Annotated in this window: 22 protein-coding genes and 2 pseudogenes; 17 read left to right on the top strand and 7 right to left on the bottom strand. The window is 65.2% G+C overall.

From position 1 onward, the window contains the following. Positions 1 to 120 precede the first annotated feature (120 nt). The 9 genes and pseudogenes from ACUH78_RS10725 to modE all read left to right on the top strand — a co-directional run bounded on the left by ACUH78_RS10725 (position 121) and on the right by modE (position 8,033). Positions 121 to 1,164, top strand: a complete 1,044-nt coding sequence (locus ACUH78_RS10725; protein ID WP_445333405.1) for an ArsJ-associated glyceraldehyde-3-phosphate dehydrogenase — start codon at positions 121 to 123, stop codon at positions 1,162 to 1,164. 93 nt (positions 1,165 to 1,257) lie between these two features. Next, positions 1,258 to 2,487, top strand: coding sequence for an organoarsenical effux MFS transporter ArsJ (arsJ, locus tag ACUH78_RS10720; RefSeq protein WP_445333406.1), 1,230 nt, complete (start codon positions 1,258 to 1,260; stop codon positions 2,485 to 2,487). Between the two features lie 24 nt (positions 2,488 to 2,511). Further along, positions 2,512 to 3,372, top strand: coding sequence for a metalloregulator ArsR/SmtB family transcription factor (locus ACUH78_RS10715; RefSeq protein WP_445333407.1), 861 nt, complete (start codon positions 2,512 to 2,514; stop codon positions 3,370 to 3,372). 1 nt (position 3,373) lies between these two features. Beyond that, positions 3,374 to 3,822 (top strand): annotated as a pseudogene (locus tag ACUH78_RS10710) (arsenic resistance protein); the annotation flags it as partial. A gap of 4 nt (positions 3,823 to 3,826) precedes the next feature. Then, positions 3,827 to 4,684 carry a molybdate ABC transporter substrate-binding protein gene (modA, locus tag ACUH78_RS10705; RefSeq protein ID WP_445333408.1) on the top strand — a complete coding sequence of 286 codons (858 nt, stop codon included), beginning with the start codon at positions 3,827 to 3,829 and terminating at the stop codon, positions 4,682 to 4,684. A gap of 18 nt (positions 4,685 to 4,702) precedes the next feature. Further along, entirely contained in the window at positions 4,703 to 5,380 is a 678-nt protein-coding gene (gene modB, locus ACUH78_RS10700; protein ID WP_435750887.1) for a molybdate ABC transporter permease subunit, read from the top strand. 6 nt (positions 5,381 to 5,386) lie between these two features. Continuing rightward, on the top strand, positions 5,387 to 6,088 hold the full coding sequence (locus ACUH78_RS10695; RefSeq protein ID WP_445333409.1) for a sulfate/molybdate ABC transporter ATP-binding protein: 702 nt from the start codon (positions 5,387 to 5,389) through the stop codon (positions 6,086 to 6,088). A gap of 126 nt (positions 6,089 to 6,214) precedes the next feature. Next, positions 6,215 to 7,072 (top strand): ModD protein, encoded by an 858-nt coding sequence (modD, locus tag ACUH78_RS10690; protein ID WP_418362596.1) that lies wholly within the window; start codon positions 6,215 to 6,217, stop codon positions 7,070 to 7,072. A gap of 148 nt (positions 7,073 to 7,220) precedes the next feature. Then, positions 7,221 to 8,033 (top strand): molybdenum-dependent transcriptional regulator ModE, encoded by an 813-nt coding sequence (gene modE, locus ACUH78_RS10685; RefSeq protein WP_445333410.1) that lies wholly within the window; start codon positions 7,221 to 7,223, stop codon positions 8,031 to 8,033. Between the two features lie 154 nt (positions 8,034 to 8,187). On the opposite strand, the gene ACUH78_RS10680 is transcribed toward modE, so the two are convergent. From ACUH78_RS10680 to yghU, 3 genes are all read right to left on the bottom strand, one after another. Continuing rightward, positions 8,188 to 8,757 carry an ABC transporter permease family protein gene (locus ACUH78_RS10680; protein WP_418362598.1) on the bottom strand — a complete coding sequence of 190 codons (570 nt, stop codon included), beginning with the start codon at positions 8,755 to 8,757 and terminating at the stop codon, positions 8,188 to 8,190. Next, positions 8,750 to 9,331 carry an ABC transporter ATP-binding protein gene (locus ACUH78_RS10675; RefSeq protein ID WP_445333411.1) on the bottom strand — a complete coding sequence of 194 codons (582 nt, stop codon included), beginning with the start codon at positions 9,329 to 9,331 and terminating at the stop codon, positions 8,750 to 8,752. Before ACUH78_RS10675 ends, ACUH78_RS10680 begins: the two co-directional genes overlap by 8 nt. Before the next feature lie 411 nt (positions 9,332 to 9,742). Further along, positions 9,743 to 10,618, bottom strand: coding sequence for a glutathione-dependent disulfide-bond oxidoreductase (gene yghU, locus ACUH78_RS10670; RefSeq protein ID WP_445333412.1), 876 nt, complete (start codon positions 10,616 to 10,618; stop codon positions 9,743 to 9,745). A 158-nt stretch (positions 10,619 to 10,776) separates the two neighbouring features. Here yghU and ACUH78_RS10665 point away from each other — a divergent pair, with 158 nt between their 5' ends. Continuing rightward, a complete protein-coding gene (locus ACUH78_RS10665) occupies positions 10,777 to 11,715 on the top strand; it encodes a thermostable hemolysin (RefSeq protein ID WP_445333413.1) in 939 nt (312 codons plus the stop codon). On the opposite strand, the pseudogene ACUH78_RS10660 reads toward ACUH78_RS10665, so the two are convergent. Beyond that, positions 11,691 to 11,819, bottom strand: a pseudogene (locus tag ACUH78_RS10660) (DUF3079 domain-containing protein); the annotation flags it as partial. The gene ACUH78_RS10665 and the pseudogene ACUH78_RS10660 sit on opposite strands and share 25 nt — an antisense overlap. A gap of 158 nt (positions 11,820 to 11,977) precedes the next feature. Here ACUH78_RS10660 and ACUH78_RS10655 point away from each other — a divergent pair. The 4 genes from ACUH78_RS10655 to ACUH78_RS10640 all read left to right on the top strand — a co-directional run bounded on the left by ACUH78_RS10655 (position 11,978) and on the right by ACUH78_RS10640 (position 14,169). Continuing rightward, the gene (locus tag ACUH78_RS10655; RefSeq protein ID WP_445333414.1) at positions 11,978 to 12,568 is read left to right on the top strand and encodes a YIP1 family protein; all 591 of its coding nucleotides are present in this window, start codon (positions 11,978 to 11,980) and stop codon (positions 12,566 to 12,568) included. A gap of 154 nt (positions 12,569 to 12,722) precedes the next feature. Then, entirely contained in the window at positions 12,723 to 13,109 is a 387-nt protein-coding gene (sdhC, locus tag ACUH78_RS10650; protein ID WP_445333415.1) for a succinate dehydrogenase, cytochrome b556 subunit, read from the top strand. Further along, the gene (sdhD, locus tag ACUH78_RS10645) at positions 13,106 to 13,447 is read left to right on the top strand and encodes a succinate dehydrogenase, hydrophobic membrane anchor protein (RefSeq protein ID WP_445333416.1); all 342 of its coding nucleotides are present in this window, start codon (positions 13,106 to 13,108) and stop codon (positions 13,445 to 13,447) included. Before sdhC ends, sdhD begins: the two co-directional genes overlap by 4 nt. A 17-nt stretch (positions 13,448 to 13,464) precedes the next feature. Next, positions 13,465 to 14,169: a succinate dehydrogenase iron-sulfur subunit gene (locus ACUH78_RS10640; protein ID WP_445333417.1), complete on the top strand. Its 705-nt coding sequence runs from the start codon at positions 13,465 to 13,467 to the stop codon at positions 14,167 to 14,169. Positions 14,170 to 14,194: 25 nt separating this feature from the next. On the opposite strand, the gene ACUH78_RS10635 is transcribed toward ACUH78_RS10640, so the two are convergent. Next, positions 14,195 to 14,935, bottom strand: coding sequence for a hypothetical protein (locus ACUH78_RS10635; RefSeq protein WP_445333418.1), 741 nt, complete (start codon positions 14,933 to 14,935; stop codon positions 14,195 to 14,197). A 13-nt stretch (positions 14,936 to 14,948) separates the two neighbouring features. After that, positions 14,949 to 15,110, bottom strand: a complete 162-nt coding sequence (locus tag ACUH78_RS10630) for a hypothetical protein (RefSeq protein ID WP_445333419.1) — start codon at positions 15,108 to 15,110, stop codon at positions 14,949 to 14,951. A 122-nt stretch (positions 15,111 to 15,232) separates the two neighbouring features. On the opposite strand from ACUH78_RS10630, the gene ACUH78_RS10625 reads away from it, so the two are divergent. Continuing rightward, positions 15,233 to 15,589: a hemerythrin domain-containing protein gene (locus ACUH78_RS10625; protein ID WP_445333420.1), complete on the top strand. Its 357-nt coding sequence runs from the start codon at positions 15,233 to 15,235 to the stop codon at positions 15,587 to 15,589. Continuing rightward, complete coding sequence (fdxA, locus tag ACUH78_RS10620) at positions 15,586 to 15,966, top strand: ferredoxin FdxA (RefSeq protein WP_445333421.1); 381 nt, start codon at positions 15,586 to 15,588, stop codon at positions 15,964 to 15,966. The genes ACUH78_RS10625 and fdxA overlap by 4 nt, the downstream gene beginning before the upstream one ends. A gap of 78 nt (positions 15,967 to 16,044) precedes the next feature. Here fdxA and ACUH78_RS10615 read toward each other — a convergent pair whose 3' ends face one another. After that, complete coding sequence (locus ACUH78_RS10615) at positions 16,045 to 17,370, bottom strand: hypothetical protein (RefSeq protein ID WP_445333422.1); 1,326 nt, start codon at positions 17,368 to 17,370, stop codon at positions 16,045 to 16,047. A gap of 292 nt (positions 17,371 to 17,662) precedes the next feature. Here ACUH78_RS10615 and ACUH78_RS10610 point away from each other — a divergent pair, with 292 nt between their 5' ends. Beyond that, complete coding sequence (locus ACUH78_RS10610) at positions 17,663 to 17,995, top strand: ArsR/SmtB family transcription factor (protein ID WP_418362632.1); 333 nt, start codon at positions 17,663 to 17,665, stop codon at positions 17,993 to 17,995. Positions 17,996 to 18,138: the final 143 nt, after the last annotated feature.

Here is an 18,138-nt window from a genome sequence, read left to right as displayed (position 1 = left end):
GGGGCTGTGGCGCATGGCTCCTGCGGAGTCCTCGTGCTGTCACGAGATCTTCATATTGGCGTCACACTCGCGCATCTATACTTCAAAACTTCTAAAAATATCGTTGTATTGGAGTGTGACATGAGAGTGGGTATCAACGGCATGGGCCGCGTCGGTCGTCTGGCGCTGCGCGCGGCGATGGGGGCGGCGGAACGGCAGGCGGACGATCCACGTGCGGGCAACCGGCTGGAGGTGGTGCACCTCAATGAACTGAAGGGCGGCGCCGCAGCGACCGCACATCTGCTGGCCTTCGACAGCGTGCAGGGCAGGTGGCGTGCGGACTTCCGTGCCGAGAGGGAAGATACGATCCGCATCGAAGACCGCACGCTCTCCTTTTCCTCGCATGCCACCCCAGCCGACATCCCTTGGGGGGATCTGGGCGTGGACGTCGTACTCGAATGCACCGGCAAGTTCATCACGCCTGAAACCCTGCAGGGCCATCTGGATCGCGGCGCCAAGCGGGTGATCGTCGCCGCGCCGGTAAAAACGGGCGGCGTGCTGAACATCGTCGTCGGCATCAACCATGAGGCCTACGATCCCTCGCGCGACCGTATTGTGACGGCGGCCTCCTGCACGACCAACTGTCTCGCCCCCGTGGTCAAGGTGGTGCACGAGAGCCTCGGTATCCGCCACGGCCAGATCACGACCATCCACGACCCCACCAATACCAACCTGGTGGTCGATGCGCCGCACAAGGATCTGCGTCGCGCGCGCAGCTCGCTGATGAGCCTTGCACCCACGACGACCGGCAGCGCCACCGCGATTGCGCTGATCTATCCCGAGTTGAAAGGAAAGCTCAACGGCCATGCGGTGCGGGCGCCGGTGCTCAATGCCTCGCTGACCGACTGCGTGTTCGAGCTGCAGCGGGAGACCACGGCGGAGGAGGTCAATGCGCTGTTCAAGGCGGCCGCGGAAGGCCCGCTTGCCGGCATCCTCGGTTATGAGGAGCGCCCGCTGGTGAGCGTTGATTACGCCCGTGATACACGCAGTTCGATCGTCGATGCGCTGTCTACGCTGGTCACCGACGGTACGCTGCTCAAGGTGTATGCCTGGTACGACAACGAAATGGGCTACGCCTGCCGCATGGTTGACCTCGCCTGCCACATGGAAGCCATTGGCATCTGAATCATGGACAGGCCTGCACGCTCAACGCGCTCGCTACCCCCCGAGGGGGCTGATCCCCCCTTGGGGAGGCCCGGCGGAGGCCCGCACCACGCCGTGCGCAATTACGCCATCGTCACCGCTGCCTACTGGGGCTTCACGCTCACCGATGGTGCGCTGCGCATGTTGGTGCTGTTGCACTTCTATCGCCTGGGCTACTCGCCGTTCACGCTCGCCTTTCTGTTTCTGCTGTACGAGGCGGCGGGCGTGCTGGCGAATCTGGTGGGTGGCTGGCTGGCGACGCACTTCGGTATTGCGCGCATGCTTGCGGTCGGCCTGGTCACGCAGATCACCGGCTTCGTGCTGCTGTCGGCGCTCGATCCGGGGTGGACAGCGGCGATGGCGGTGGCCTGGGTGGTGCTGGCACAGGGGGTCTGCGGCGTGGCCAAGGACCTGACCAAGACGGCGAGCAAGTCGGCCATCAAGATCACCCAGGCGGAGGCGAAGGCCGAAGGCGCCGGCCAGCTCTTCAGGTGGGTCGCGTGGTTCACCGGCAGCAAGAACGCGATGAAGGGTATCGGCTTCTTCCTCGGCGGCTTGTTGCTCGAGGTACTGGGCTTCCGGGGTGCCCTGTGGGCGATGTCGGGCTTGCTGGCCGTGGTGCTGTTGGGTGTGCTGTTGTCGCTGCCGCCGATGATGGGCAGGAAGAAGGCTTCGCGTTCGGTGCGAGAGCTGTTCGCTAAGAGCCCCGGCATCAATGTGCTGGCCGCCGCTCGCGTGGTGCTCTTCGGTGCGCGTGACGTGTGGTTCGTGGTCGGGGTGCCGGTGTTCCTGTATTCGGCGGGGTGGACCTTCACCATGGTCGGCACCTTTCTCGCCGTATGGACGATCGCCTATGGCCTGGTGCAGGCGCTGGCGCCGCAGATCGTTCGGCGCAGCACCGACGGCTTGAGCCGCGAGGTGCCGGCCGCACGCCGTTGGTCTGCTGCGCTGGCCGTGATTCCTTCCGCCCTCGCGGCGGCGGTGTGGCTGGAGGCGCCCAATCTGGAGTGGGTGGTGGTAGGTGGCCTCGGACTGTTCGGCTTTGCCTTCGCGGTCAGTTCATCTGTGCATTCGTATCTCGTGCTGGCTTATGCGGGCTCGGAGAAAGCGGCCGAGGACGTGGGTTTCTATTACGCCGCCAACGCGCTCGGTCGCTTCATCGGCACCCTGCTGTCGGGGCTGCTGTACCAGTGGGGCGGACTGCTGTATGCACTCATAGGCTCGGCGGTGATGCTGGTGTTGTGCTGGCTGGTGACGCTGGCGCTGCCGCTCGAACGACCTGCATTGACCCGGACGGTGCCTTGAGTGTCGGCCCAAGGAGAACGATCGATGGAAAAGAGCGCCGCCGTTCCGGTCTTCGAGGCCTTGTCCTCGGGCGTGCGACTGGATGTGTTCCGGCTCTTGGTGCGGATGGGCCCGCAAGGCATGGTGGCCGGTGAGCTTGCCGCCGCGCTCGATCTGCCCGCGACCAACATGTCCTTTCATCTCAAGACCTTGGCTCAGGCTGGGCTGGTCTCGTCCGAGCAGGAAGGGCGTTACCAGCGTTACCGCGCCAACATGCCGCTGATGCGTGCGTTGATCGCCTACCTCACTGAAGAGTGCTGTACGGGTATGCCAGAAGCCTGCGGCATCCCGCTGCGTCGCAACGATGTTTCCCAGACCAAACCGGAGTTTTCCATGTCGGACAAGACTTACAACGTGCTATTCCTGTGCTCGGCCAACTCTGCGCGCAGCATCATTGCGGAGGTCGTGCTCAATGAGCTCGGCAAGGGGCGCTTCAAGGCCTACAGTGCCGGGAGCCACCCGAGTGGCGCGGTGCATCCGCTGACCTTGCAGGTCCTGCAGGCGCAGGGTTATGAAACCGGGCATCTGCGCAGCAAGAGCTGGGAAGAGTTCGCCCGCCATGATGCGCCAAAGATGGACTTCGTGTTTACCGTGTGCGACCAGACGGCCGGTGAGGTCTGCCCGACCTGGCCGGGCCAGCCGCTGACCGCGCACTGGGGATTCGCCGACCCCGTGAAGGTCGAGGGCAGCGAACAGCGCCGACTCGATGCCTTCAGCCTGGTGCAGAACCAGCTCGTTAATCGCCTGCGCCTGTTCCTGAGCCTGCCGCTGGACAAGCTCGACCGCCTTGCGATCAGGCAGGAGATCGACCGCATCGGGCTGGAGCCGGTCGACACGGGGGCCTGAGGTGGGGGTATTCGAACGCTACCTGACGGTCTGGGTCGGCCTCGGCATCCTTGCGGGCGAAGGCCTCGGGCTGCTCGCGCCCGAGGCCTTCGGGCTCATTGCCGGGCTCGAGTGGGCCCGGGTGAATCTCGTGGTCGCGGTGTTCATCTGGGTGATGATCTATCCGATGATGATCCAGATCGACTGGCACGCAGTGAAGGACGTGGGCAAGAAACCACAGGGCTTGATCCTCACGCTGGTGGTGAACTGGCTGATCAAGCCCTTCACAATGGCTGCGCTCGGGGTGTCGTGTTGCCGCTGCTGGCCGGGATGGCGACGCGGAGCGTGCTGGAGCAGCGCTCGGCGCTCGCGGTGGGTGCGTTCGTCGGCCGCCTGATTGGTACCTCGAATTTCTTCGAGCTTGCGGTGGCGGTCGCGATCTCGCTGTTCGGGCTGAATTCGGGTGCGGCGCGCGTTGCGGCGCGAAACGCGCCCCCGGAGCCGAGGTAGCGTTGAGGTTCGTAATATACGGTTGTATATTACGAACCTCAACGACTCCGAGGATGGCTCCATGGGGCTGCGCAGGATCACGAAAGAAGTGCTTGCGGCGATTGTGTTCGCTGCCGCGGCAGGGTGCGCACATGCGGGCGAATTGACCGTTTCCGCTGCGGCAAGTTTGACCAATGCGTTCAGGGAGATCGCCCAGGACTACGAGGCGCGGCATGCCGGTAGCAAGGTGCTGCTGAATTTTGGCGCCTCGGGCGCATTGTTTCAGCAGATGGCGAAGGGGGCTCCGGTTGACGTATTCGCTACTGCGGATCAGGAAACCATGGACGAGGCGGAGCGGCAGGGCCTGCTGGTTGCCGGGGCCCGACAGGACTTCGTGCGCAACACGCTGGTGGTGATCGTCCCCATCGAGAGCACGCTTGTTCTTGAGGACCTGCGCGATCTGCGGCAACCCGGTGTTGCCCGGGTTGCCGTCGGTAATCCCGCAAGCGTGCCGGTTGGGCGCTATGCCAAGCGTGCGCTGGAAGGTGCGGGCCTGTGGTCTGTGATCGAGGCGCGTGCGGTTGGCACACAGAGCGTCCGTCAGTCGCTGGACTACGTCGCGCGTGGAGAGGTCGACGCTGGTTTCGTGTATGCGACCGATGCCGCGGTGATGAGGGACAAGGTACGGATCGCTTTCGAGGTGCCGATCGAGGTGGCGATCCGCTATCCGATTGCGCGCATCGCGGCCAGCACCAATGCGGAAGAGGCGAATCGCTTCGTTGCGCACGTGCTGTCGCCCGCGGGGCAGGCTGTGCTGAGCAAGTACGGCTTTCAGAAACCCTGACCGGGACGTGGCTGCAGGATGGATACGGCATGGACCGCGCTCGCCCTTTCCCTGCAGGTGGCCGGCTGGGCGACGGGGATCAACCTGGTGCTCGGCGTGGCGGTTGGTCTACTGCTGGCACGCGGCCGTTTTCCCGGGCGTGACCTGCTCGACACTGTGCTGACCTTGCCAATGGTGATGCCGCCCACCGTGCTGGGCTACTACCTGCTCGTGCTCATCGGCCGCCACGGCACCCTGGGTGCGTGGCTGCACGAGACCTTCGGAATCAACCTGATCTTCACCTTGAAGGGTGCGGTGATCGCCGCGACCGTCGTGTCCTTTCCGCTCGTCTTCAAGCCAGCACGTGCGGCCTTCGAGGCGGTCGATGGCCAACTGGAGCAGGCCGCGCGCGTACTCGGCCTCGCGGAGGCGGCGGTGTTCTTCCGCGTCACCCTGCCGTTGGCCTGGCGCGGCATTCTCGCCGGCGTGCTGCTCGCCTTCGCACGTGCGCTGGGCGAGTTCGGCGCGACGCTGATGGTGGCCGGCAGCATTCCCGGCAAGACGCAGACCCTGTCGGTGGCGGTCTACGAGGCGGTGCAGGCCGGGCAGGACGACGCTGCCAACCTCCTCGTGCTGATCACCTCGGTGGTGTGCATCGCAGTCCTGCTCGGTGCCGGGCGGCTTGCCCCGGGCCGTATCGCCAATCGTGCGGGATGAGTCCTCATGCAGCTTGATCTCGACATCCGCAAGACCCTGAACGCGGGCAGGCGCACCTTCTCGCTGCACGTGCGCCTGCGGTCGAATAGCCAGCGCATCGTCATCGTCGGGCCCTCCGGTTCGGGCAAAAGCCTGACCTTGAAGGCGATCGCTGGCCTGCTGCGACCGGATGCGGGCCACATCCGTCTCAACGGCCAGGTGCTGTTCGATGCGGCGGCCGGTATCCACCTGCCGCCGCAGGCGCGCGAGGTGGCCTACGTGTTCCAGGACTATGCGCTGTTCCCACACCTCACCGTGCGCCAGAACATTGCTTTTCCCCTCACGCCCGGCTGGTTCAACCCGGGTTCGCGCCACCGCGATGAGACGGTCGAGTACTGGCTGGCCGCCTTCCGCTTGCGCGCGCTTGCGGACCAGTTCCCCTGCGAACTCTCCGGCGGGCAGCGTCAGCGCACTGCGCTTGCGCGCGCGCTGGTGTCGCGCCCGCGCGCGTTGTTGCTCGACGAGCCGTTCTCGGCGCTCGATCCGATGCTGCGCGCGACCATGCGCAATGAACTGGACGAACTGCAGCTGCGCCTGCAGGTGCCGATGGTGCTGATCACCCACGACCCGGAGGATGCTGCAGTGTTCGGGGAGCACGTGCTGAACCTGCAGGACGGTCGGCTGGAGCCGATCGGGACCGCTCATCCCATGGCGGAGTGGGCCACATGAGCGGCGGGCGTCCGACCGGGGCAAGGCATGCCCGCGATTTCGATGTGCGTTTCATCTACAGCGGCCGATGCATGGCCGTGCGGGGCACCGGTTGCTCAAACACATGAAGTTGGGAGCCGAAGGATCATGAAGGGTACGAGTTGTCTGCACGACCACGAACTGGCCCGCTTGCTGGCCGAGGACGCCCCATACGGCGACCTGACCACGGAGGCGCTGGGGATTGGAGGCGAGGGTCATGTGGTGTTCCGTGCGCGCCACGCAGCGACGGTGTGTGGCGCCGAGGAGGGGGCTCGGCTGCTCACGCTCGCTGGCGCAACGCCCACCGTCCTGTGCCCAAGCGGCAGCCTGGTCGAGCCCGGCACCGTGCTGCTCGAGGCCACGGGGCCGGTGGCGGCACTGCACCGCACTTACAAGAGCGTCCAGGTCCTGATGGAGTGGGCTGGCGGCATCGCCAGCGCTGCCGCGGCGATCGTGGCCGCGGCGGGTGGCGTGCCGGTTGCGTGTACGCGCAAGAACGTGCCGGGTACCCGCGCACTCTCGGCCAAGGCGGTGCGGGCGGGCGGTGCGCGACTGCACCGGCTGGGCCTGTCGGAAACTCTGCTCGTGTTCGACGAACACCGGTTGTTCCTCGATGAGGACCCGACGACGACGATTCTTCGCCTGAAGGCGGCAGAGCCGGAGAAGAAGATTGTTGTCGAGGTCGCAGAGGTCGATGAGGCGCTGCGCTGGGCGCAGGCCGGAGCCGACGTGCTTCAACTGGAGAAATTCGCGCCGGAGCGTGTCGCGGCCTGCCGTCGCATCGTGGACGTTGCCCGCCCCGGCGTGAAGCTGGCCGCGACCGGTGGCGTCGATGCGGGCAATGCGCGCGCATATGCGGCCGCAGGCGTGGACCTGATTGTCAGCTCGGCGCCCTACTGGGCGCCGCCGCGGGATGTGAAGGTGGTGTTCGCTCGTTTGGGTGGCCCCTGCGTTGTCCCTGCTTGAGCGACGCCGGGGATCTCATCGAGCATCGTCTCGGCTCGGCGGGATCGTGGTTCTGCTCAGGCAGGTGTTGGTTCGGCACGCTCCGTCGTGCGGTGCCCGGAGCCGCAAACAGCTATCCTCTCCCCGGTTGCGAACAGGGAGTCGGTGCATGGAAGGCAAGAAAGCGGGGATCGAACTGCACGGATCGATCTGGATGACAGTGGGCGGTGCCAACCTGGGCGGCCCAGGCCGGATCGAACTGTTGTCGAGGATCGCCGACTGCGGCTCGATCACACAGGCGGCCAAGGCGATCGGGATGAGCTACAAGGCCGCTTGGGACGCCATCGACACGATGAACAATCTCGCCGGCGAGCCACTGGTAGAGCGTGTCACGGGGGGCAGGGGAGGCGGTGGTACGCGGCTCACCCGGCGCGGGGAACAACTGGTGGAGAACTTCCGCCTGATCGAGCGCGAGCACCGCCGCTTCGTGGACCTGCTCAGCCAGCAGGCCGAGGGCATTGCGGACGACTATCTTCTGATACGGAGAATGAGCATGAAGACCAGCGCGCGGAACCAGTTTCTGGGCAAGGTCATCGAGGTGCAGCGGGGTACGGTGAATGACGAGGTGGCGCTTGAAGTGGCTGGCGGCCACCGTATCGTCGCCATCGTCACCCACGGCAGCGCGGAGGGCTTGTCGTTGCAGCAGGGTGCGGAAGCCTTCGCCCTCATCAAATCGTCGTCGATCATTGTCGTGACCGATGACGAGGGCGCGCGCTTCTCCGCGCGCAACTGCCTGTCCGGCACCGTGTCGCGGGTGCAGCCGGGCGCGGTGAACACCGACGTGGTCATCGACCTGCCCGGCGGCGGCGCGGTTGCTGCGATCGTCACCAATGAGAGCAGCGATGCGCTCGGGCTCGTGGTGGGCAAAGCCGCTTCGGCAATCTTCAAGGCCTCGAGCGTAATCATCGGCGTCCCGGCCTGATGCTCCAGCGAGCGATCCCTGCCTTGCCAAGGGTCGGAACGCTTCCCTGGCCGAGCGAGGGCGAAGCAAGCCTGGACGGGGCGCGCCCGTTAATGGGGATGCTCATTGCGGCGCAAGGATGTGGCTGCAGCGAGCCCCGCGAGCATCATGATCATCACTGCCGAATAGACTTGGTCGAGTGCCAGTGCGAGCCCAAAGGCGAGCACATGGGCCGTGGCCCCAAGCGTCGCTGCCTGCAGTACGGCAGCCAAGGCAACAGCTGGCGCGCAAGCAGGGACTTCGATACGGCACCGAGCAGCATGATCCCCGATGCGGCTGAGGTACCGTACACGGCTACGTCCCGCCACTGCACGAGCAGGAGCTGCCCCTCGACTGCAGACGCTGAAAGCAAGCGCACCTGTGCGTGGTTGTCGGCTAGAAGGAGGCTGGCGCTCCAAGCCAGAAGCATGACCAGGAGGTGACGTGAGCTTGCCGCCACGGTTGCTGGCTTCGGGGCCCACAGGCTGACGCTGGCCGCCAACATCGCGAGCCCCCAGGCGCCGATCAGTGCCGGCAAGCCTGTGATGGCGGCGATCATCGCGCCGAGCACGGCGACCTGAGCGTGGCTGAAGGCCGATAGCGCCTCGTCGCGCAGACGCAGGAGGACGCCGAGCGCTGCGAGCACTGCGGAAAGCACCAGCCCGAGCACGAAGCCGGGTGCGAAGAGCATCATCTGTTCAAGCATCGGGCAAAGCCTGGAGGTGAACGCGACTTGCTGCCTGGATCGTCTCGGCGTCGTGCGTTACCACCACAATCGCAGGGCCCCGGGACCGCGCGGCGGCCCCTTCCAGCCAAGCCAGGAAGGTGAGGCGGCTTGCGGCGTCAAGATGCTGGGCCGGTTCGTCGAGCAGCAGCAGGTCGCAGGGGGCCGTGAGCGCCATGGCGAGCAGCAGACGCTGTCGCTGGCCGCCGCTGAGCTGATCGACCCGCTGCCTGGGGTTGCCGGGCACCCACGGGTGAACAAGCGCGGGTGTTCCCGCCAGACGGAGTAGGTCATCTACGCTGAATGGCCCTCCTGGCAACTGGGCCGCATGTTGACTGAAATGGCAGATGCGCAGGCCAGGTGCGGGCTGCACAGTGCCTGCGAAGGGTGCCTGCTCCCCGGCCAAGGTGCGCATCAGGCTGCTTTTTCCGACGCCGTTCTCCCCGCTTACCAAGGTGACGGAGCCGGCATGCAGGGCCAGGTCGATCGGTGCGAACAGGGCGGTGGCCAGCCCGGCTTGCAGGCCGCGCGCCTGGAGCAGCGTTGATGTATTCATCGCGCGAGGTTGTCCACCCAATGCTCCATGAGGGCGAAGTAGGCCTCGGCGTCTGCACGCGCAGGCTCAAGCGCGAGCGCGTGCAGGGACCACCCGAGCTCGTCGGCAACCCGCCGGGCTCACGATAGGTCGCGACCACCGACTGCTCGTATGCTTCGATGCGCGCGCGCCGTGCCCGGCGCGGGGTGACGAAGTCCATCGTGTCCGCCATCAAGATTGATGGACACGATCTTCAATGGGCCAAGCCGCTGGGGGAAGGTGGGTTCGCCGGGCGTGGGTTCGCCGGGCGCTTACGATTCTGCCAATCTCTGGCTGCCACTGCTTGAACAATAGGGCGAGATGATGGATGGCATGAAACCAATCATCGCTCTAGATGCCGACGGCGTTCTGCTCAATTATCAGGAGGCCTAGTCAGGCCGAGGGCGGCAGCTTGTCTTGGGTGCGGGTGTCGAAGTCGCTGGCGTCGTGGCGCTCGTGCAGCTGGTTGTCCAGCGGTCCCATCACGCGGTTGACCATGCGCCCGCGCTGCACCGCAGGGCGTGCGGCGATCTCGTCGGCCCAGCGGACGACGTTGCGGTAGTCCTGCACCTGCAGGAATTTGCCGGCGTCGTACAGAAGGCCCTTCGCCATGCCGCCGTACCAGGGCCAGATCGCCATGTCGGCGATGGTGTATTCGTCGCCGGCCACGTAGCGGTTGTCGGCCAGGCGGCGGTCGAGCACGTCCATCTGGCGCTTCGTTTCCATCGCGAAGCGGTCGATGGCGTACTCGATCTTAGTTGGCGCGTAGGCGTAGAAATGGCCGAAGCCGCCGCCGATGTACGGCGCGCTGCCCACCTGCCAGAACAGCCACGACAGGCACTCTGCGCGTCGGGCAGGGTCGGTCGGCACGAAGGCGCCGAACTTCTCGGCCAGGTACAGCAGGATGGCGCCCGACTCGAACACCCGCACCGGCTCCGGTCCGCTGCAGTCGAGCAGGGCGGGGATCTTGGAGTTCGGGTTCACATCGACGAAGCCGCTGCCGAACTGGTCGCCCTCGTTGATGCGGATCAGCCAGGCGTCGTACTCGGCGCCGCTGTGCCCAGCGGCGAGCAGTTCCTCCAGCATCACCGTCACCTTCACGCCGTTGGGCGTTGCCAGCGAATACAACTGCAGGGGGTGCTTGCCGCGCTGCAGCGCGCGGTCGTGGGTGGGCCCGGCGATGGGGCGGTTGATGCTGGCAAACTGCCCGCCGCTCGGCTTGGTCCAGCTCCAGACCTTTGGTGGGGTGTAGTCGGGGGTGTTTGACATGGCGTGGCCTCCGTGAGGTGCGATCCCAAGTCCGCATCATAGAGCGATGAACCCCGGCGCGCATCGGAGGTTGGCCACCCACTTAAGCGTGGATTAATCCTGGCTCCTCACCTTGGCGGCAACTCGTTTCCAAGGACCGTCATGTCTGGCGCACTCCAATGTGCTTCAACCGTTTGTCCCATGGCGCGTCGTTATCCCACGTGGTGGCGGGACACCCTCTTCGCCGCGCCGCCGAGGCATTCATACGGGCCACGTTCAGGAAAGCCTACGCGGCCGACGTGCCCGCGTTCGCGCCGAATCTCACGTTGATCGAGCAGGATGCACGTCCGCTCGCTGCAGTGGGCTGGCGCAGCGCGGCCGAAGAGGGGCTGCTCCTCGAACGCTATCTCGATGCCCTCGCGTCCCACGACAAGGATGCGCCCCTGCTCGTCTCCGGCCAGCGGTGCTGGTGGGCGGCCGAGATCGCGGACGAACTGCGCGTGCTGCAGCCACGGCTGGCGGAATCGAAAGTGGTCGCCGTGCTTGCGGACAACGGGCCGGCGTGGGTGATGGCCGATCTTGGCATCCAGCTTGCGGGCAAGGTCCATCAGCCGCTTCCGGCCTTCTTCACTCAGGCCCAGTTGCGTCATGCACTCGAGAGCAGTGCGGTGGACGCCGCCCTCGCCGACACGCCGGAGCGCATCGGCGCACTCGACCTCGGTTTCTGCCACACGGGGCGGTGGCAGGGCCTTTACTGGATGCGGCGGGTCGTTCCGGTGGCAGCCTTGCCCGAGGGCAAGGCGAAGATCTCCTTTACTTCGGGCAGCACGAGCACACCCATAGGGGTGTGCCTGTCGCGCGAGGGCTTGCTCGACACGGCCACCGCCGTTGGCGAGGCGACGCTGACACTGGGGTCGATCGCCATCTGGCCGCGTTGCTGCTGGCGCTCTGCTCGAGAACGTGGCCGGCGTCTATGCGGCGCTGCTGCGTGGCATTCCCGTCCATCTGCCGCCGCTTGGCGAGATGGGTTGGCAAGGCGGCGCGGGCTTCGATCCGGCGCCGGGTGCCGATTCCGCAGCCCTCGCGGCGCTGATATCTCGGCAGGGTGCATCGTTTGACCAGAACCGTTTCCGCAGCCGAGTGCATCGGTCGCGCAGTACTTGTCGCATCCCCAGCAGATACGTTCGGGATGCTTTGGGTTCAAGGGAAAAGGTTTGCGCATGTCATGCTCTCCTTCGGATGTCGAGGGTTCGCGCTGGTGTGCCTCGCTGCCGTGCCTTTGGGGCCAACGCGGAGCCCGCGCAGAAAAAGAACAGCGACACTTTACATCATGCTGTGATATAAAAGATCTCCTTCAGCTCTCCCCGCTCCCGATCGATCATGTTGCCCCTTCACCTGCCGCCAATGCTCTGGTCCTCTGATGCTGCTTGGGGCGAGCTCTCCCGCCGTCCGCCGTCGTTGATCGCGACCGCCTTCGGGCTGGCGCTTCCGGCAGCGATGGTGCCCCCCGCCATACTGTTGCACGCCACGGATCTCGGCTCTGCGCACTACTTGCCTGCGCTTTCAGCCTCGGGTTGGCAGTTCGTCGAGTTGGCGCTGATTGCCGCACAACTGGTGGGTTTCCTGATGGTTCTGTGGTTGGTCAGGGCGGTTGCAGGGACACGTGGCGCAAAAGCGAGCGCGCGCGATGCATTCATGCTTACGACGGTGTCCCTGTTGCCACTTTGGCTGTCGTCCTTGGCGCTCATCCAGGACGAGATCCTTCCCGTTCTGGCGATCCCAATAATGGCAATCTGCGCTTCCGTCGCACTGCTGAAGAGGGGCGTGCGCTGCGTGCTGGGAATCCGAGAAGACATCGTTGCACTCGAGCTTGGCCTCGTCGCAATTCAAGGGGGAGTCCTGGCTTGGGCTGCAACGATGGTCGTGCTTCTGATTCCCGGCCTTCCGGCTGCGCCTCACCCGGCTAATTGACGCAGGCCTCCACCCCGCAGAGCGTATCCAAAGGCGCGCTGCGTAAGGCGTGCGGGCATGGCAGCGGCCGGCACTGCGTCACCCTGTGGTCTATGGTTCGAATACGAGCCATTCCGCCGCCGCTGGCGGAGGCTCGAACTGTCGGGGGGCCCATATGGAAAGGCATTCTCGTCGCTTGCCGGTATTCCTGAATCTGGCGCAGATCCGCTTTCCGATCGGTGCGATCGTGTCGATCGCGCACCGGGTGGCAGGGGTGCTGCTGTTCATTGCCCTGCCCGTCGTTGCCCTGATGCTCGACGCCTCGCTGCGCACCGAGGCGGGTTTCGTGGCGGCGCGCGATCTGTTTTCGTCGCCCTTATGGGGCGTGACGGCGGCGGTGCTGTTGTGGGCGCTCGTGCATCACGTGCTGGCCGGGGTTCGCCACCTGCTGATGGACGCTGGCGTGGGCAGCGAGCTTGTGCGGGCACGAGCCAGTGCGCGCTTGATCCTGGTCGCCGCGCCCGTGCTCACTCTGCTGTTTCTCGTCTGGGGGCTGACATGAGGCTGTTCGACGGCCAGCGGGCATGGGTGGTGCAGCGCATCAGCGCCTTGCTGCTGCTTGCGCTGATCGTGTTCGGCGTGCTCGCGCTGCCCTTTGCCGCGCCGCTCGATTTCGCCGGGTGGCGCGCCTTCGCCGGCGGCGTGCTGGGCGGGCCGCTGATCGCGCTGCTGTTCGGCGCCTTGTGCGTGCATGCCTGGGTCGGCATGCGTGACATCGTGCTTGACTACATCCAGCCGCGCGGACTGCGGCTGGCGGTGCTGAGCCTGATCGCGGTCGTGCTGCTCGGCGTGCTCGTGCGCGTGCTGCTGAGCCTGGCCACGGTGGTGCTGGCCGCCTGAGAGGCGAAGGGACGGACATGAAACTGAGCATCTATCGCTACGACCCGGAGACGGGCGATCCGCCGCGAATGCAGACCTACGACGTGCAGCCGGAGGCGGGTGACAAGAAGCTGCTCGACCTGCTGATGCGGCTACGTGTGCAGGATGACAGCCTGTCGTTCCGGCGCTCGTGCCGCGAGGGCGTGTGTGGCTCGGACGCGATGAACATCAACGGCCGCAACGGCCTCGCCTGCCTCACCTGCCTCACCACCCTCGACGGGCTGAAGGAGCCGATCGTGCTGCGGCCACTGCCGGGCTTCCCGGTGATCCGCGACCTGATCGTGGACATGACACAGTTCTTCGCCCACTACCACTCGATCAAACCCTGGCTGATCAACGACCAGCCCCTACCCGAGCGTGAACGGCTGCAAAGCCCAACGGAGCGCGAGCGCCTGGACGGGCTGTACGAATGCATCCTGTGTGCCTGCTGCAGTGCGTTCTGCCCGTCCTACTGGTGGAATCCGGACAAGTTCATCGGGCCTTCGGGCCTGCTGCAGGCCTACCGCTTCATCGCCGACAGCCGCGACACCGCCATCGCCGGGCGTCTCGACTTTCTCGACGACGTCTATCGCCTCTACCGCTGCCGCACGATCATGAACTGCACCGAGGTCTGCCCGAAAGGCCTGAGCCCCTCGCGCGCGATCGAGCACATCCGCCTGGCGCTGCTGCGGCATTCATCCTGAAACACCGCGCCCTGCTGCGTTCCCTTCACCGCGCGCGCAAACGAAAGTGGGCGCTGCAGCCTTCGAGTTCGAGCAGGTGAGGCAGCAACTCGGAGTGCTCGTGTACGTGGAACACGAAGCGCGGCACGTCCCGCCCGGTCGCCTGGGCCATGAAAGGTTCGCCCCAGAAGCTCAGCAGGGCCTCGCAACTGCCGCTGTGCTGGCTGTCCGCGAGAATGAAGGAGAGTGTGCGCTCCAGCTTGCACCAGCGTGGCGGGCGAACGCGCGCATGACCGGCGCAAGCGGCGATCTGGGGCGCGATCGTGCTGTCCCACAGCTCGCGCTGGCTTTCATCGAGCACAAACTGGATCGACCCGACCGCCGGGTTGTCGATAGCCGGTCGCAGCAGGGCATCGAAGAGCGCGGGGGTGCGGTACATCGACAGGCACACGTTGAACCAGATCGAGTCTCCGCTCATCGCAAGCAGGAACCGGTGATACGCCGTCTGCAACTGGCGCGGCCCGATCAGGGCCGAGCCCGGACGCTCGAGTGTGGCCTGCAGGCTGTCGACCGTATGCCCCATGCGCTCGACCTGCTCGGCGGTCAGCTCGTTGTTGCGGCTGTGGCGCATGAAATTGATGAACAGCAGGCCCACGAGCGCCAGCAGGATCGGAAGCACGACCGTCTCATCGACGATGTGCAGCAGGTGCAGAACGATGGCCACGAAGGCGGCGGCGATGCCGGCGATCGCGTCCCACTCCCAGTTCATGGCCTGACGGATCTTCATCGCTTTCCCTCCACTATTTTTCCAACATAGCACAGCCCCCCCGAAAGGCCTTGGCACCGGCCTTGGCTTCGGTCCGGCGCTCGGCCAGTTCCTTGATGGTGACGCGCCGCTCGGGGCAGGCCTCGAGGTAAATGAGGGCCCGAAGCGCGTAGCCGGTGTGCTGCGTGATGTTCATAGCCACAGCGTTCAGGTAAGTGACTGCCAACAGCATGCTAGCAACAATAGAGTCATATCAGTTGACTCTTCAAAAGAGGAGTTCTAAATTCTTCTTTAAAAGAGTCATCACAGGAATCCGCCATGAAGCGCCACACCCGCCTCGCCCAGTTGTCCCGTGAGCATCACACCGCGCTGCGTCTCGGCAGGCACTTGCTCGCCGGCGGCGCCCGGGCCGAACTCGGCGCCGAGCTTCCCGGCATCGAAGCCCATTTCGTGCAGGAAGAGCGCGACCTGCTGCCGCTGCTCGTGACCGATCGCCACGGCGCGCTCGCCGAACGGCTGCGTGAAGAACACACACAGCTCCGGGACCTGCTCGCGGCGGCGCTGAGCGGCAGGGACGAAGCGCAGGCCGGGCAGGCACTGATCGATCACGTGCGCTTCGAGGAGCGGGAGCTCTTTCCCGTGCTCGAGACCCTGTTCGAGGAGAAAAGGCCATGACCCATGTCGTCACCGAGGCGTGCATCCGCTGCAAGTACACGGATTGCGTGAGCACGTGTCCCGTCGATGCCTTCCGCGAAGGCCCGGATTTCCTGGTGATCGATCCGGAGGAGTGCATCGACTGCACCTTGTGCGTGGCCGAATGCCCGGTGGATGCGATCGTGCCGGAAGGTGAGCTCACCGATGCGCAGCGTGAATACCTCGCGCTCAATGCCACCCTGGCGAAGGCGTGGCCGCGCATCGTCGAGGCGCATCCGGCGCTTCCCGATGCGGACGTGTGGGCGAAGGTGGGCGAAAAGCGGGAGTGGCTCGAAGCCTCGGGAACGAGTCACACAAGCGGTGCTTCGCCGGCCGTTCGGCCAGTTGCCGTCGCTTAAAGCGGTCGCTCGAACGGCGGCGTCACTCAGAAAACTGTCCTGTGATAACACCAGCATGTTCTTCGGGTAGTGTTCTGATCACTTTGCAAGATCGTTTGCACTGGTCACAAACACAGGCGCAAACCCTCCGCCGGGCGTCCGGAAATTGGTTGTCTGTCCCTTGTACAGCCTCGCTGCGACCAGACGGATGGCGCCGGCATACGCATAAGCACGGACATCGAGCTTCAGATCGCTGCTTTGCCCATCAGCTGCAACCCGCCGTTCTGAAGGGACGGCAAGACTTTGCGCGACATAGCCACCAGCGAGAATCTCCTGCCAGACGCGTTGCGTGAGCTTGTCGCCTCGGTAGGTTGCGCGACTGCCGAAACCGGCGAAGGGTTTGAAGAACAGGCTGCGCCGTGCTGCCCACAATGCCTCTGCTCCCTCAGGAGTGACTTCGACCGTGTGGGGCACCCCCGTGATGAGGCGGTTGATAACGGGCTTTGGAACGCCGAGTTCGGCAAGGCGTGCGGCATTGCTCAGGATGCAGAGGTTGCGCTTGTCCGCATATAGCGCGTGGGCGCGCGGGTGTGGAGTCAGCACGATCGCACCGGCTTCATGGGCCGCCCGCAAGGGCGCCAGCGCCGGCGCTTGCAGGTAGAAATCGGTCAGGCGGTTGTAGACCAGGTCGATCGGCGCGCCGGCATGCATCAGACGTCCCGATTCGAATGACAGGTCGGCGGGGTCGCAGATGACGGCGTCGATGCCCGCACGGCGGAACAGGTGGCGAAAGAGCAGGAACTCGGGATGCAGATACTGCGTCGTGGGGTGTTCGTCCACGATGGCTACGCGTGCAGGCCGGCCGTTTCGCCCCTGCAGCGACCATTCGGCGAAAAAGTCGTCCAGCCAGCGCTGGTCGAGCGTCTCGAGTTCTGCGGTAGGCCGAAGGAAGGGCCGGATCTGCTCGCAGCAGGCTCTTTGAGCGCGTGCCAGGGCGCTGTTGAGCAGGGCGCCGCCAGCGTTGGTGTTGATCTCGATGAGCCGAGGGCCGGCTTCACCCAGATGGAAGTCAAAGCCCATGAACACCGACTTCGGCCCGAAATCGACGCGGGCAATCGGCGGGGTGCGGTCGAACGCCATGGCCTGGTAGGCGGGCAGCGCGAGGACCGATTCGACCGCCGCGATGATGCGTTCAATGGCCAGGAGCGTTTCGGGCGCAATGAATACGGCGGTCGCCGAGAACAGATGCGGCCGGCTGCGACCGATCTCTGCCGCGAGGCCGAGCAGGCTCGGCTCGGCCTCGAGCTGCAGGCGCAAGCGCTCAGGGTCTAGGCTTCGGCAGTCGCAACCGTGGTTGATCGCAGTGGCCAAGTCGAGCGCACCAACCTGCCGGGTGAAGCTGAAATCGGCTGAGTCCATGCCCATGCTCACTGCGCGGCTTCAAGGCGCAAATACGCCCGGCTCACGTTCCCCCGATGCAACTCTTCGTAGTTGGCGAGGCGGGCGGCCCTGGTTCGTCACGAGAGCTTCACTCTGTCCTTACATGCTCGCCTCTACGTTTCAAGAGTTCTATAAATATCATTATAATTGCTTCCGATGCGCTCGTCGGTTCGTAGGTGATGCTGCTGATCTGCTGGATGGTGATGCCGCCCCGTCACGATGCCGCCTAGGTGGGGCCCTGAGCGGCACCCTGAGCGATGGACCCGGAGAACAAAGTATGGAAAAGAACGCCGCACTGCCGATCTTCGAGGCCCTGTCCTCGGGCATCCGCCTGGACGTCTTCCGCCTGCTCGTGCGAGTCGGCCCTGCGGGCATGGTGGCGGGCGAGCTGTCGGCCGCGCTCGACGTCCCGCCCACGAATCTGTCCTTCCACCTCAAGACGCTGACCCACGCCGGCCTGGTGTCGGCGGAACAGGAGGGCCGCTTCCAGCGCTACCGCGCCAACATGGCGCTGATGCGCGAACTGATCGCCTACCTCACCGAAGAGTGCTGCACCGGCATGCCCGAGCTGTGCGGCGTCGATGCCTGTGCTTCGGGACTGAATTGCTGAGCGGAACGATCGCCCAGCCCGGGCTCATAACGACAGATAGGCCTCCAATGTCCGACAAGATCTACAACGTGCTCTTTCTGCGCTCGGCCAAGCCGCGCCGGTCCCCACTTGACCATATCGGCCAGACGCCGACAGAGGGCTGA

Source organism: Thauera sp. ZXT1-4 (genome assembly GCF_052598215.2).
This window is presented reverse-complemented; position numbering and strand designations above follow the sequence as displayed.

What these genes read in the sequence shown, in the direction of transcription:
- ACUH78_RS10655 (WP_445333414.1), top strand. Translation starts at nt 11,978, where the DNA reads ATGTTGCCCCTTCACCTGCCGCCAATGCTCTGGTCCTCTGATGCTGCT.
- ACUH78_RS10695 (WP_445333409.1), top strand. Translation starts at nt 5,387, where the DNA reads ATGCAGCTTGATCTCGACATCCGCAAGACCCTGAACGCGGGCAGGCGC.
- sdhC (WP_445333415.1), top strand. Translation starts at nt 12,723, where the DNA reads ATGGAAAGGCATTCTCGTCGCTTGCCGGTATTCCTGAATCTGGCGCAG.
- ACUH78_RS10725 (WP_445333405.1), top strand. Translation starts at nt 121, where the DNA reads ATGAGAGTGGGTATCAACGGCATGGGCCGCGTCGGTCGTCTGGCGCTG.
- fdxA (WP_445333421.1), top strand. Translation starts at nt 15,586, where the DNA reads ATGACCCATGTCGTCACCGAGGCGTGCATCCGCTGCAAGTACACGGAT.
- ACUH78_RS10665 (WP_445333413.1), top strand. Translation starts at nt 10,777, where the DNA reads ATGTGCTTCAACCGTTTGTCCCATGGCGCGTCGTTATCCCACGTGGTG.
- ACUH78_RS10630 (WP_445333419.1), bottom strand. Translation starts at nt 15,110, where the DNA reads ATGAACATCACGCAGCACACCGGCTACGCGCTTCGGGCCCTCATTTAC.
- yghU (WP_445333412.1), bottom strand. Translation starts at nt 10,618, where the DNA reads ATGTCAAACACCCCCGACTACACCCCACCAAAGGTCTGGAGCTGGACC.
- ACUH78_RS10675 (WP_445333411.1), bottom strand. Translation starts at nt 9,331, where the DNA reads ATGAATACATCAACGCTGCTCCAGGCGCGCGGCCTGCAAGCCGGGCTG.
- ACUH78_RS10715 (WP_445333407.1), top strand. Translation starts at nt 2,512, where the DNA reads ATGGAAAAGAGCGCCGCCGTTCCGGTCTTCGAGGCCTTGTCCTCGGGC.
- ACUH78_RS10680 (WP_418362598.1), bottom strand. Translation starts at nt 8,757, where the DNA reads ATGCTTGAACAGATGATGCTCTTCGCACCCGGCTTCGTGCTCGGGCTG.
- ACUH78_RS10640 (WP_445333417.1), top strand. Translation starts at nt 13,465, where the DNA reads ATGAAACTGAGCATCTATCGCTACGACCCGGAGACGGGCGATCCGCCG.
- ACUH78_RS10610 (WP_418362632.1), top strand. Translation starts at nt 17,663, where the DNA reads ATGGAAAAGAACGCCGCACTGCCGATCTTCGAGGCCCTGTCCTCGGGC.
- sdhD (WP_445333416.1), top strand. Translation starts at nt 13,106, where the DNA reads ATGAGGCTGTTCGACGGCCAGCGGGCATGGGTGGTGCAGCGCATCAGC.
- ACUH78_RS10615 (WP_445333422.1), bottom strand. Translation starts at nt 17,370, where the DNA reads ATGGGCATGGACTCAGCCGATTTCAGCTTCACCCGGCAGGTTGGTGCG.
- modB (WP_435750887.1), top strand. Translation starts at nt 4,703, where the DNA reads ATGGATACGGCATGGACCGCGCTCGCCCTTTCCCTGCAGGTGGCCGGC.
- modD (WP_418362596.1), top strand. Translation starts at nt 6,215, where the DNA reads ATGAAGGGTACGAGTTGTCTGCACGACCACGAACTGGCCCGCTTGCTG.
- modE (WP_445333410.1), top strand. Translation starts at nt 7,221, where the DNA reads ATGGAAGGCAAGAAAGCGGGGATCGAACTGCACGGATCGATCTGGATG.
- ACUH78_RS10625 (WP_445333420.1), top strand. Translation starts at nt 15,233, where the DNA reads ATGAAGCGCCACACCCGCCTCGCCCAGTTGTCCCGTGAGCATCACACC.
- ACUH78_RS10635 (WP_445333418.1), bottom strand. Translation starts at nt 14,935, where the DNA reads ATGAAGATCCGTCAGGCCATGAACTGGGAGTGGGACGCGATCGCCGGC.